The organism is Streptomyces venetus (assembly GCF_039540295.1).
In the GTDB taxonomy this organism is placed as follows: Bacteria; Actinomycetota; Actinomycetes; order Streptomycetales; family Streptomycetaceae; genus Streptomyces; species Streptomyces venetus.
This window is the reverse complement of record NZ_BAABET010000002.1, coordinates 109990-122855: the sequence shown is the minus strand read 5'-3', so window position 1 is coordinate 122855 and position 12866 is coordinate 109990. Positions and strand designations below refer to the sequence as shown.

The 12866-nt window shown below is 69.1% G+C and carries 13 protein-coding genes and 1 tRNA gene; 13 read left to right on the top strand and 1 reads right to left on the bottom strand.

Annotated features, from left to right (window positions below; all coding sequences use genetic code 11):
- Positions 1-45 precede the first annotated feature (45 nt).
- The 8 genes from ABEA82_RS05420 to ABEA82_RS05385 all read left to right on the top strand — a co-directional run bounded on the left by ABEA82_RS05420 (position 46) and on the right by ABEA82_RS05385 (position 5547).
- Positions 46-300 carry a hypothetical protein gene (locus ABEA82_RS05420; RefSeq protein WP_345660221.1) on the top strand — a complete coding sequence of 85 codons (255 nt, stop codon included), beginning with the start codon at positions 46-48 and terminating at the stop codon, positions 298-300.
- 16 nt (positions 301-316) lie between these two features.
- Complete coding sequence (locus ABEA82_RS05415) at positions 317-511, top strand: hypothetical protein (RefSeq protein WP_345660220.1); 195 nt, start codon at positions 317-319, stop codon at positions 509-511.
- A gap of 14 nt (positions 512-525) precedes the next feature.
- Entirely contained in the window at positions 526-987 is a 462-nt protein-coding gene (locus ABEA82_RS05410) for a hypothetical protein (protein WP_425588484.1), read from the top strand.
- Between the two features lie 18 nt (positions 988-1005).
- Positions 1006-1203, top strand: a complete 198-nt coding sequence (locus ABEA82_RS05405; protein WP_345660219.1) for a hypothetical protein — start codon at positions 1006-1008, stop codon at positions 1201-1203.
- A 90-nt stretch (positions 1204-1293) separates the two neighbouring features.
- Positions 1294-2169 (top strand): bifunctional DNA primase/polymerase, encoded by an 876-nt coding sequence (locus ABEA82_RS05400; protein ID WP_345660218.1) that lies wholly within the window; start codon positions 1294-1296, stop codon positions 2167-2169.
- Complete coding sequence (locus tag ABEA82_RS05395; protein ID WP_345660217.1) at positions 2166-3596, top strand: DNA primase family protein; 1431 nt, start codon at positions 2166-2168, stop codon at positions 3594-3596. Before ABEA82_RS05400 ends, ABEA82_RS05395 begins: the two co-directional genes overlap by 4 nt.
- Positions 3597-3901: 305 nt before the next feature.
- On the top strand, positions 3902-4090 hold the full coding sequence (locus ABEA82_RS05390) for a helix-turn-helix transcriptional regulator (RefSeq protein ID WP_251094946.1): 189 nt from the start codon (positions 3902-3904) through the stop codon (positions 4088-4090).
- Positions 4087-5547, top strand: coding sequence for a tyrosine-type recombinase/integrase (locus ABEA82_RS05385; RefSeq protein ID WP_345660216.1), 1461 nt, complete (start codon positions 4087-4089; stop codon positions 5545-5547). Before ABEA82_RS05390 ends, ABEA82_RS05385 begins: the two co-directional genes overlap by 4 nt.
- A gap of 1226 nt (positions 5548-6773) precedes the next feature.
- Here ABEA82_RS05385 and ABEA82_RS05380 read toward each other — a convergent pair.
- Positions 6774-6845 (bottom strand) — tRNA-Arg (locus tag ABEA82_RS05380).
- Between the two features lie 115 nt (positions 6846-6960).
- Here ABEA82_RS05380 and ABEA82_RS05375 point away from each other — a divergent pair.
- The 5 genes from ABEA82_RS05375 to thrC all read left to right on the top strand — a co-directional run bounded on the left by ABEA82_RS05375 (position 6961) and on the right by thrC (position 12771).
- Positions 6961-7470: a response regulator gene (locus ABEA82_RS05375; RefSeq protein WP_345660215.1), complete on the top strand. Its 510-nt coding sequence runs from the start codon at positions 6961-6963 to the stop codon at positions 7468-7470.
- 325 nt (positions 7471-7795) lie between these two features.
- Positions 7796-8851, top strand: coding sequence for an ArgS-related anticodon-binding protein NrtL (gene nrtL / locus ABEA82_RS05370; RefSeq protein WP_345660214.1), 1056 nt, complete (start codon positions 7796-7798; stop codon positions 8849-8851).
- A gap of 22 nt (positions 8852-8873) precedes the next feature.
- On the top strand, positions 8874-10265 hold the full coding sequence (gene lysA / locus ABEA82_RS05365) for a diaminopimelate decarboxylase (RefSeq protein ID WP_345660213.1): 1392 nt from the start codon (positions 8874-8876) through the stop codon (positions 10263-10265).
- A gap of 148 nt (positions 10266-10413) precedes the next feature.
- A complete protein-coding gene (locus ABEA82_RS05360; RefSeq protein WP_345660212.1) occupies positions 10414-11706 on the top strand; it encodes a homoserine dehydrogenase in 1293 nt (430 codons plus the stop codon).
- 6 nt (positions 11707-11712) lie between these two features.
- On the top strand, positions 11713-12771 hold the full coding sequence (gene thrC, locus ABEA82_RS05355) for a threonine synthase (protein WP_345660211.1): 1059 nt from the start codon (positions 11713-11715) through the stop codon (positions 12769-12771).
- Positions 12772-12866: the final 95 nt, after the last annotated feature.

The following is a 12866-nucleotide window of genomic DNA, read 5'->3' as shown; positions in this document are numbered from 1 at the left end:
ACCCCACCTGCGGAAACCCCTGGAAACCCGCCCGGAGGGCCCCTGATGACCCCCATCCTCCTTGCTATCGCCTGCCTGATGGCCGTCACGCTTGGTTACGGCGGGCTGTGTGCGGCCTCGCCGTTCGGCGACTGCCGCAAGTGCCGCGGAATGGGTCACGCGCTCAAGGCCGACCGCAAGGGACGCCTCAAGCGCGGCAAGGACTGCCGCCGCTGCCGCGCGACCGGCAAGCGCATCCGCGTCGGCCGCTGGCTTTACAACCGCGCCGCGCGCATCCACCGCGCCGGCACCACCGACTGACCCCGGAAGGCCCCAGATGATCCTGAACATCTCCGCTGTGCTGTTGTTCGGCGCCGCGTCCGCCTTCGCCGTCAAGACCAGGTCCGCCGGGGGCGGCGCCGCCCTGGTGCTGTTCCTGTTCGGCTTCTTCACCGCCGGGACCGGTGCCTACGAGCCCATCCACAACCTCGTGCAGGCATCCGCCGACGCCCTGTCCGCGCTCGGCAAGTGACGGGAGACAACGACGTGAACGAGCCCACCCGCTACCCGGCCGCACCCGACATGTCGGCCCCGGAAATCCACTGCCCTGTCCCGCTCGTGCCCTCACCCACGGCGCCGCTCGCGCCCACGCAGCCGGGCGGCATCCCGTCCGTGGCGAGCATCGTCCTCCCGGACGGCCGTGTCGTCACCGGCTACGCCGTCGCCCCCGCGCAGCCCGAGCCGGTCACCGCCGCGCTGGCCGTCTCCCGCGCGGCCGTGAACGTCGCCGTGGGGGGTGTCGGCTTCCTCGCCGTGTGCGGCGGGTTGTTCCTGCTCACCGCGTTCATCACCGCCCTGACCGCCCTGGTCACGCAGCTCGTCATCCTCGCCGCCGTCATCTTCGGCGGATGGGTTGCCGTGCAGGTCTTCAGCGCGAGCGGCCACCGGGGCGGGACCACGGTCAAGATCCGCAAGGCCGTCATCAAGCGCAGCCACTTCCACAGCTGACCAGGAGGAGACCCACCCGTGTTCGAGATCCGCGTGATCTGCCCGCCTGGCGACGCCGACCAGATCGCGGCCACCCTCGCAGCCGCCTTCCACGTCGGCGGCTTCCGCCGCTACCCCGCCCGCGACGGACAGCGCATGCGCCTGTACGTCACCGCCGACACCCACCCCACCCCCGAACCGACCCACCGGGACGCCCGCTGGGTCAAGCACCGCTAGCTACGCCAAGGGCGGCCCCCAGCATCTCGCCAAAGAACCCGGGGCCGCCCTTGCCAACCAGCCCAGAACAGACCTGTTGGAGGTCCCAGCATGACCCAACCCGCCCCCGTCCGGCGAGTAGCCCTCGCCCTCGCCATCGCTCGACTGCCCGTACTGCCGCTGCGGGAAGGGAAGGTACCTGTCGGCAACTGCCCCGCCTGCGCGGACAACGCGTGCGGCGGACGGCCGACCATGAAGACCGCGGGCCCCTGCACCTGCCCGGCGCCGTGCCACGCGTGGGCCGCCGCCACCACCGACCCCCGCGTCATCGCCTCCCCTGCATGGGCGCCGGCATGGCGGGAGGCTGCGGCCGTCGCGTACCACCCCGGTGGTGCCGGACTCACCGTGGTGGACCTCGACAACGCGGACGCCATCGCGTGGGCGCGGCAGAACCTGCCTGCCACCCGGACCGTGCCGACCACGCGCGGACAGCACTGGATCTACCAGGGAGCCATGTCCTCCGCCAACGCTGTCCGTCCCGGCATTGACATCAAGTCCCTCAGCCAGTACGCCCGTTGGCTCGGTCACGGCACCGGGCGGATGACCGCGCTGCCGTCCGCCGTCCGCGCCTTGGTGGTGAGGGAAGAGGCCACCCCGCGCCGGGCGGGGGTGGCCTCTTCCCTCACCCACACCACGTGGGACCGCACGGTGGCCACCGGGTGCCGCCACACCGAGCGCTACGTCCGAACCGGGCTGGAACGCGGTCTCGCACTGATCCGCTCGCACACCGAGTCCGGCGCCGGATCGCAGGCGTTCGGCGTCGCCCGCTTCCTCGCCGCCCAGCACACCGCCTGCCCCGGGCCGTGCGGCCTCGATGCCATCGGCGAGGAGATCACCGCCGCCGCCGTCCTGGTCGGCGTCCCCGAACCGTACGCCCGCCGCGCGGTCGCCAACGGCTACCGCACCGCCCGGGAGCACGCCGCATGAACAAGGCACCGCAGGACTCCGACGCAACCACCGCCGAGACCGAAGAACTGCCGCCGCCCTCCAACCCCCTCGCCGTCGCCCGCCGGCTCCTGCCGGACTGGCAGACCGAAGACGGACACCTGGTATGCCGCCGCTGGCGCGCATCGTGGATGCGCTGGACCGGAACCCACTGGCGCGAGATCGATGAAGCCCAGGTGCGCAAGGCCATGTACGAGCGCCTGGAACACGCCGTCTACCTGGTGCCCGTCAAGGACGGACAAACCGAGGAACGCGACTGGGCGCCGACCAAGCAGAAGATCAGCAACCTGCTCGACGCGCTCGGCTCCATCACCCTGCTGCCCTCCGACGTGGACGCCCCTGCATGGCTGGACAGCGGCGGCGCGGACACCACCACATGGGGCCCGATCGTGGCATGCGCCAACGGGCTGCTGCGCATCCACGACCGCACCCTGCTGCCCCATACTCCCGGATTCTTCAACCACGTCTCCGTGCCGTTCGCTTACGACCCGGACGCCACCGCGCCGGAGTGGGAACGGTTCCTGGCGAAGATCTGGGCGGACGCCCCAGACGCCATCGCCACACTCCAGGAGTGGTTCGGCTACATCCTGTCCGGACGCACCGACCAACAGAAGATCCTGCTCATGGTCGGCCCCTCCCGCTCCGGCAAAGGCACCATCGCCCGCGTGATGAAAGAACTGGTCGGCAAGAACAACCTCGCCGGCCCTACCCTCGCCGGACTCGGCACCAACTTCGGACTGGCCACCCTGATCGGCAAGCCGCTCGCGGTCATCTCCGACGCCCGCCTGTCCGGCAACGACAGCAGCCAGGTCGTCGAACGGCTGCTGACCATCTCCGGCGAGGACACCATCGACATCGACCGCAAGTACCGCGAGCAGTGGACCGGCAAGCTGCCCACCCGGCTGATGATGCTGTCTAACGAGCTGCCGCACTTCGGCGACTCCTCCGGCGTCATCGCCCGCCGATTCATCGTCCTCAACCTCACCGTGTCCTGGCTCGGCAAGGAAGACACCACCCTCCTCGACCGGCTCACCGCTGAGATGCCCGGCATCCTCAACTGGGCCCTGGACGGACTTGCCCGTCTCCAGCGCACGGGCCGGATCACCGAGCCAGCCGCCAGCCGCGAGGCCGTCACCACCATGCAGGACACCGCGTCGCCCACGTCCGCGTTCATCCGCGAACGCTGCACTACCGGGCCCGCCTGCACCATCCCCGTGGACAACCTGTGGGCCGTCTGGCGCGAGTGGGCCGAAGACAACGGCGTGCGCCCCGGCACGAAACAGATCTTCGGCCGCAACCTGCTCTCCGCGATCCCCCAACTCACCCTCACCCGACCCCGAGACGGCGGCAGCCGGGTGCGGACCTACACCGGCATCACCCTGCGCCCCTCACCAGGCAACGCCGACTGAGGTAGCGCCGACAATCCGCCGGGTCGCGGACCATCGCGGACCACCCCCGCTGACCTGCGTATTTGCCGACCCGTCATCGCGGACCATCGCGGACCAGCCCTTCGAGGGTGGTCCGCGATGGTCCGCACACCACCCCACACAAACCCGCAGGTCAAACAGGGTGGTCCGCGATGGTCCGCGACCCACAGCATTGCGGCTCCAACACGGCTAAAGCCGCTTTCCCTGCCGCACCTTCCGCTCCCACGCACGGGAGGGCGCACCTGGCTCTTGCCCATTCCTCTTGACCTCTCGCCCAAGGAGGAGTCATGGCACCCCGCGACGAAATGTTGACCATCCCCGAGGTGATCGAAGAGATAGGCGTACCGCGAGCGACGTTCTACCGCTGGCGGCAGTACAAGAAGGGCCCGAAGTCCATCAAACTCCCGAACGGCGCAGTGCGAATCCGCCGGTCCGAACTGAGCCGGTGGCTCCAGACGCTGGAGGAGAGCGCGTGACGAAGAGCACCATCAACGGGGCCGAGCAGAACAACCGCTCGGCCCCGGCCGGGTTTTCGCTCGACGTCCGCCTGTGGAAAGTGACCAAGGCGCAGAGCAAGACCCGCCCGCATCAACTCCGTTGGAAGGTTGGAGGTAAGGTCAGTAGCGCCACCTTCGCCACAGTGGCTCTTGCAGAGAGCCGTAGATCTGAGCTGTGGCAGGCAATGCGCCGCGGCGAGGCATTCCGCATCGCCGACGGGCTGCCTGAATCCGAGGTACGGGCTGAGGCTGCTGCGGAGCAAGTCCGTGAGGAACTGTCCTGGTTCGCGTTCTGCCGCGAGTACATGGCGATGCGGTGGCCAACCGCTGCTGCCAAGACCCGTGAGGGAATAGCGGACGGGCTCGCCGCTGTGACGCTGGCTCTGGTGGAGCAGGAACAGAAAATGCCGTCACCGAAAGAGCTACGTCTCGCCTTCCGTTGGGCGGTCATACCGAAAAACTCCGAACTTAACCCCCCGGAGGCGCTGGAAGACGCTTACGGGTGGATCTCCAAGAAATCGCTTTTCGTCTCCTCGCTGGAAGACCCGAAGATTCTTCGCGATGTTCAGTATCGGATCTCCTTCAAGCTGGACGGCACCCCTGCGGCAGGGGAGACCTCCCGTCGACGTCGGCGCGCGCTCAACACGGCGGTTGAATACGCCATCGAACGCAAGCTTCTTACGGAGAATCCGCTCACCGTCATCAAGAAGGTGAAGAGTTCCTCATCGGATCGTGTGGACCCCCGTGTTCTCGTGAACAAGACGCAGGCTGCTCAACTCCTCGCCGGGGTCTCCTACGTAGGGACATGGGACCGCAAGAAGGGCCGACGGCTGGTGTGCTTCTACGCGGTGATGTATTTCGCGGGGCTCCGCCCGAGTGAGGCGGTGGGGCTCAGGAAGGGTGATTGCTACCTTCCGGAGACGGGGTGGGGCGTTCTGACACTGCGCGATACGCACCCCGTATCGGGTAAGCAGTGGACAGACAGCGGCGAGCGCCACGACAAGCGCGGCCTGAAGTCGAGGGAAGCCACGGAAGACCGGCCGGTCCCGATTCCCCCGCCGCTCGTGGCCATGCTCCGCGCCCACCTGACGGAGTTCGGCACGGCCAAGGACGGGCGGCTCTTCACGAACGAGCGGGGCGGTCTCGTGGGCAGCAGCACCTATTGGCGTGTCTGGCGGGACGCTCGGGAGTACGCGCTCCCGCCGGACCTTCAGGCCTCCATCCTCGGGGGACGGCCGTACGACCTGCGGCACACCTGCATCACGACGTGGCTGAACGCCGGCGTGCCCGTGGCCGAGGTGGCCCGTCGGGTGGGTAACTCGCCTGAGGTGATCCACCGTGTCTACGAAGGATGCATTTACGGCCAAGAATCACTCATGAACCAGAAGATCGAGAGGGAACTTGCCTGGCCCCAGGGCGACTTATTCGTCATTTGATCGACCAGGAAGCGAACTCTCGATCTGCCACGCCCGGTGAGTCTGTGGCTGGCTTACTAAGCGCCCATCTCGACACGTGGGAGGATCCCCGGCTCATTACCGGGGATCCTCCCTGACGTGCGGTGTGCTGCGCACCTTCCCTTAGAAGAGTTCGTGCCAGTGCTCTAGGAGCCAGCCCACAGCTGCCCTGACAAGACCCTGCACTACTGAGGCTTTCAGCCAGTTCGTCCTTTGATTCTCACTGGTTGTGTCAAGAAGCCTGTGCCTGCCACTACGACGCATAACGGCTTACCTTTCCCTGATGCCAGGGCGGGATAGGAAGCCGTTGATAGAGCAGTAGGCGCTAAGGATCCCTCATCCCTGCTGGCGACGGACGCCCCCGTCCGTCGCGGGAATTCCGCCTGCACAGCGACGTATGGGAGAGCCGATCTTTCGAGCAGGTAGCACAGCCCGCAGCTGCTTTGCGATGCAGTTGAAGCAGCAGGTGACTTGCAGAGGTGCCGCACTCGCTAGACGTTCGCGGGGAAAAGTGCGCGTCTCCGGTGCTGATGGCTGAGCCTGGGTAGAGGGCTCACCCATCCAGTTCCACCAGTCAACGCTGAGGAGATCCCATACTTCGTGTGTCGAAGTCTGAGCTTGTGCAGAGGGCTCGCCCACCCAGTCCCATGAGCCAACGCTGAGGACAACTTGCGAGGTGGGGAACCCATTGTACGAGAGTGTGTCGATGGCTGACTTTATGTCACTGAAGCGCTTTGGTCTTTTGCGTGTCAGTCGGGCCAACTCATCGTCGATAGCATCAAACGCTCTCCGCGGTCCGCTCCCACGGTCAGGGCGGGAGGACCCGCATGCTATGAGTGCAGGGGCGGACAAGGCGGCGACTGCGCCGAACCTTCGGCGTCGCGCGCTGTTCGTTCTCCGCAGTGCATGCACCGATCCAGTATCAAATCACTGTGGATATTCCACAAGGGTTAATTTGTGGAGCGGCCAGCCAAGCGATGCGTTTGCCGTTCTCGGCATCACTGAGGGGTTCTGAAAGTGGCCCGCACGGCCGCGACAGCTCCGTGCCGTCAGCAGGGGTGATCGGGAGCCTTGATCGACTCTATCGCAGGTCTATCGCGATCAGTGCGCAACAATGACAAAGAGCGGGACCCAGTGAGACTGGGTCCCGCTCTCTCGTGTCGGCATCCGCCCTGGTCAGCGCCTGATTTCTGCTGATCCTCGGCGAGTGCCCCCGGCAGGATTCGAACCTGCGCACACGGCTCCGGAGGCCGTTGCTCTATCCCCTGAGCTACGGGGGCGTGTCGGTCGCGTTGCTCGCGGCGACGGGTAGAACACTACCAGCTCCCTCGGGGTGGTCATGAACGGGTTTCCGCTGTCGAGGGCGGGTGTGTGGGTCGCCCGTGCGGGGTGGAAGTGGGGAAAACCCGGACGCGGTGGCCGGGGCCGACCTACTCTCGAGTTGTGCCAGGCGCGTCGGGTCGGGTGCTTGTTGTGGACGACAACAAGGTCATCCGGCAGTTGATCAGGGTCAACCTCGAGCTGGAGGGGCTGGAGGTCGTGACCGCGGCCGATGGTGCCGAGTGTCTTGATGTCGTCCATCAGGTGCGGCCCGATGTGGTGACCCTCGATGTGGTGATGCCCCGGCTGGACGGGCTCCGGACCGCCGCGCGGCTGCGGGCCGACCCGCGCACCCGTGACGTGCCCCTCGCCATCGTCAGCGCGTGCAGCCAGCACGAGGTCGAGTCCGGGCTCGAAGTGGGCATCGACGCCTTCCTCCCCAAGCCGTTCGAGCCGGCCGAACTCGTCGGGATGGTCAGGGAGTTGATCGAGCGGGAGCGGCGTGGGGCACGGCAGTGCGGTGGTTCCGGCGCCGACGGCGACGGTGCCCAGACGCCGACAGTCGATCAGCCGGCCGTGCCGTAGACATGCCCTGGGAATGCCCCAGACGTGATGCAGACGTGCCCTAGGCCTGCCATGAATGAGCCGTAGGCCTGCGCCATGGACGCGCCGCAGTCCTGCCCTAGCCGTGCAGCCCGAGCTCGGCGGTCGATCAGTCGGCCGTGCCGAAGTCGACCGGTAGCCGCGCGCCCACCGGCACGCCCTCCCCCCGGCCATCGGCACGCCCTCCCCCCGGCCATCGGCACGCCCTCCCCCCACCGGCCTCCCCGGGCACCACCCCGTCCACATCCCGGACCCCCACCCAAACCGGCTCGCATACCCACCCCCCTCCTCCCATACGCTTGTCCCCGTGACCCCCGCCGAGCTCTCCCGCACCGTGCTGCACGCCGTGCGTCGCGCTGTCGACGCGGGTGAGCTCAGCGTGACCGTGCCGGAGCGGGTCGTGGTCACTCCGCCGGGGCCCGGGGGGTGTGGCGACTACGCCACCAACATCGCGCTCCAGCTGGCCGGCGCGGCAGGGCAGCAGTCGCGGCGCGTGGCCGAGATCCTGCGGGCGCGGCTCCTTGACGAGCGCCGCTTCACCGATGTCGTCGTCACCGGGCCCGGATTTCTCAACGTCAGTCTGCAGAGCACCGTCTCCGCCTGCCTCGTCGAGGAGATCCTGCGGCGTGGGCGGCGGTACGGCCATGCGACGACCGGGTTCAGCGGGACCGCCGTCCGGCTCCGGTGTCCGGCGGAGGTGCGTGCCGTCGTGGTCGCGGACGCCGTGGCCCGTGTGCTGCGCAGCCAGGGTGACTCCGTCCGCGTCACCTGCGACGGCCGTCCCGCCCCGGAATGGGAGACCCACCTCGGGACCAGCACCGTCGACTCACGGGGCCTCTACCCCCTCCCCGACATCGACGTCACCGTCCACCCTGTCCCGGCCCCCGCCGACCCCCTCCCCCTGGGCCGTGACGCCGCCCGCTGGGCCCTGCTCCACCCCGCCGCCCACGACCGGCCCCGCATCACCGGCGATCATCTGGTCCAGCGGGAGACCAACCCCCTCTTCCGCGTCCGCTACGCCCACGCCCGCACCCGGGCCCTCCTGCGCAACGCGGCCGACCTGGGCTTCGCACCCGAGCCCGGCCCCGTGCACGCGAGCGACACGGCACCGCTGCTCGCCGCGCTCGGCGACCACCCCCGCCTCCTCGCCGCCAGCGCGACGCACCACACCCCCGACCGCCTCGCACGGCACCTCGTCACCGTCGCCGACGCCACGCTGCCCGTGCTCCCCGCCGTGCTGCCCCTCGGCGAGGAGAAACCCTCGGCCGCCCACCGTGCCCGGCTCGCTCTCGCCGAAGCCGCCGGGACGGTGCTGGCCGGCGGCCTGTCCCTGCTCGGCATCGACGCACCTGAACACCTCTGAGAGCCAAGAAGAGACACACGACATGAGCCGTTCCGCACACCCCGCCGGGCCCCGTCACGCCGATGTCCTCCCCGAGGGCCACTACTCCGCCCCGCCCGCCGACCTCAACGCCCTCGACCCGAAGGTCTGGGCGCAGACAGTGACGCGTGACGCGGACGGTGTCGTCACCGTCGGCGGGATTCCCGTCACCCGGCTCGCCGAGGAGTTCGGTACCCCCGCCTACGTCCTCGACGAGGCCGACTTCCGGGCCCGGGCGCGTGCGTGGCGCACCGCCTTCGGGTCCGACGCCGACGTCTACTACGCCGGCAAGGCGTTCCTGTCCCGTGCAGTCGTGCGCTGGCTGCACGAGGAGGGGCTGAACGTCGACGTCTGCTCCGGCGGCGAGCTGGCGACCGCCCTCTCCGCGGGCATGCCCGCGGAGCGCATCGCCTTCCACGGCAACAACAAGTCCGTCGACGAGATCACCCGGGCCGTCGAGGCCGGTGTGGGGCACATCGTGCTCGACTCCTTCCAGGAGATCGTGCGCGTCGCCCACATCGCGCAGGGCCTGGGGAAGCGGCAGAAGGTGCTCATCCGGATCACCGTCGGCGTCGAGGCCCACACGCACGAGTTCATCGCCACGGCCCACGAGGACCAGAAGTTCGGCATCCCGCTGGCCGGCGGGCAGGCCGCCGAGGCCGTACGGCGTGCGCTGAAGCTCGACGGGCTGGAGCTCGTCGGCATCCACAGCCACATCGGCTCGCAGATCTTCGACATGTCCGGCTTCGAGGTCGCCGCCCACCGGGTCGTCTCGCTGCTCAAGGACGTCCGTGACGAGCACGGCGTCGAACTGCCCGAGATCGACCTCGGCGGTGGGCTCGGCATCGCGTACACCAGTGACGACGACCCCCGTGAGCCGCACGAGATCTCCAAGGCGCTCAGTGAGATCGTCAGCCGGGAGTGCGAGGCCGCGAAGCTGCGCACGCCGCGCATCTCCGTCGAGCCGGGGCGCGCCATCGTCGGGCCGACCGCCTTCACGCTCTACGAGGTCGGCACCATCAAGCCGCTCGACGGGCTGCGCACGTACGTCTCCGTCGACGGCGGCATGTCGGACAACATCCGTACCGCGCTGTACGACGCCGAGTACAGCGTCGCGCTGGTCTCCCGCACCTCCGACGCCGCGCCGATGCTCGCCCGTGTCGTCGGCAAGCACTGCGAGAGCGGGGACATCGTGGTGAAGGACGCGTTCCTGCCGGCCGATCTGGCACCGGGTGACCTCGTCGCCGTGCCGGCCACGGGCGCCTACTGCCGGTCGATGGCCAGCAACTACAACCACGTGCTGCGGCCGCCGGTCGTCGCCGTGCAGGGCGGCGAGGCCCGGGTGATCGTCCGCCGGGAGACCGAGGAGGACCTGCTGCGTCTCGACGTCGGCTGAGCCGAACCGGGACCCGGGGTGGAAGATCTCCTGTCTGCCACCCCGGTACAAATGAAATAGATGTCTCACGATCCGGACGAAGGGCAGAAACTCCCGTCCGGTGAGTGAGACTGGTGCAACCGTAGACGGTATGAGGAAACGAGGTCGGATGATGCGTACGCGTCCGCTGAAGGTGGCGCTGCTGGGCTGTGGAGTGGTCGGCTCAGAGGTGGCGCGCATCATGACGACGCACGCCGACGACCTCGCGGCCCGCATCGGTGCCCCGGTGGAGCTCGCGGGCGTGGCCGTACGGCGGCCCGACAGGGTGCGCGAGGGCATCGCCCCCGAGCTCGTCACCACCGACGCCACCGCCCTCGTCAAACGCGGCGACATCGACGTCGTCGTCGAGGTGATCGGCGGGATCGAGCCCGCGCGGACCCTCATCACCACCGCCTTCGAGCACGGCGCGTCCGTCGTCTCCGCCAACAAGGCGCTGCTCGCCCAGGACGGGGCGGCCCTGCACGCCGCCGCCGACGAGCACGACAAGGACCTCTACTACGAGGCCGCCGTCGCCGGTGCCATCCCGCTGATCCGGCCGCTGCGCGAGTCCCTCGCCGGCGACAAGATCAACCGGGTGATGGGCATCGTCAACGGCACCACCAACTTCATCCTCGACAAGATGGACTCGACCGGCGCGGGCTACCAGGAGGCGCTCGACGAGGCCACCGCGCTCGGGTACGCGGAGGCCGATCCGACGGCCGACGTCGAGGGCTTCGACGCCGCCGCCAAGGCCGCCATCCTCGCCGGCATCGCCTTCCACACGCGCGTGCGCCTCGACGACGTCTACCGCGAGGGCATGACCGAGGTCACCGCGGCCGACTTCGCCTCCGCCAAGGAGATGGGCTGCACCATCAAGCTGCTCGCCATCTGCGAGCGGGCCGCGGACGGCGCGTCCGTCACCGCGCGCGTGCACCCGGCCATGATTCCGCTGAGCCACCCGCTGGCCTCCGTGCGCGGCGCCTACAACGCCGTGTTCGTCGAGTCCGACGCCGCGGGGCAGCTCATGTTCTACGGGCCCGGAGCGGGCGGTTCCCCGACGGCGTCCGCCGTGCTCGGCGACCTCGTCGCCGTCTGCCGCAACCGGATCGGCGGCGCGACCGGACCGGGAGAGTCCGCATACGCCGCCCTGCCGGTGTCGCCGATGGGCGACGTGGTCACGCGGTACCACATCAGCCTCGACGTGGCCGACAAACCGGGTGTCCTCGCCCAGGTCGCGACCGTCTTCGCCGAGCACGGAGTCTCGATCGATACGGTTCGCCAGTCGGGGAAGGACGGCGAGGCCTCCCTCGTCGTCGTCACGCACCGTGCGTCCGACGCGGCCCTCACCGGGACCGTCGAGGCGTTGCGCAAGCTCGACACCGTGCGTGGTGTCGCCAGCATCATGCGGGTTGAAGGAGAGTAACCAGCAATGACCCACCAGTGGCGCGGAATCATCGAGGAGTACCGGGACCGGCTGCCCGTCTCCGACACCACGCCGGTCGTGACGCTCCGCGAGGGCGGCACGCCCCTCGTGCCCGCGCAGGTGCTCTCCGAGCGCACGGGCTGCGAGGTCCACCTCAAGGTGGAGGGCGCGAACCCGACCGGTTCCTTCAAGGACCGCGGCATGACCATGGCCATCACCCGGGCCAAGGAGGAGGGCGCGAAGGCCGTCATCTGCGCCTCCACCGGCAACACGTCGGCGAGCGCCGCCGCGTACGCCGTGCGGGCCGGGATGGTCTGCGCCGTGCTGGTGCCGACGGGCAAGATCGCGCTCGGCAAGATGGGTCAGGCCCTCGTGCACGGCGCGAAGATCCTCCAGGTCGACGGCAACTTCGACGACTGCCTCACGCTCGCGCGCGGCCTGAGCGACAACTACCCCGTGGCGCTGGTCAATTCGGTCAACCCGGTACGTATCGAGGGCCAGAAGACGGCCGCCTTCGAGATCGTGGACATGCTCGGCGACGCGCCCGACATCCATGTGCTGCCGGTCGGCAACGCGGGCAACATCACGGCCTATTGGAAGGGCTACAGGGAGTACGCCGCCGACGGCGTCGCCTCCCGGACCCCCCGGATGTGGGGCTTCCAGGCGTCCGGCAGCGCGCCGATCGTGCGGGGCGAGATCGTCAAGGACCCGTCGACCATCGCCACCGCCATCCGCATCGGCAACCCGGCCTCGTGGCAGTACGCGCTTGCGGCGCGGGACGAATCGGGCGGTTTCATCGACGAGGTGACGGACCGTGAGATTCTGCGCGCCTACCGGCTGTTGGCCTCGCAGGAGGGCGTCTTCGTCGAGCCCGCGTCCGCCGCGTCCGTCGCCGGTCTGCTGAAGGCCGCCGAGCAGGGCAAGGTCGACCCGGGGCAGCGGATCGTGTGCACCGTCACGGGCAACGGTCTGAAGGACCCCGACTGGGCCGTCGCCGGAGCCCCGCAGCCGGTCACCGTCCCCGTCGACGCGGCCACCGCGGCGGAGCGCCTGGGCCTCGTCTGAGGGGCGCCCTCGGACCGGCCTGACGTGCGCCGACACACCGAGCGCCGGTGCAGTGTCCGGCACGGTCCGGCGCAAGACGGCGCTTGCCCGAGGGG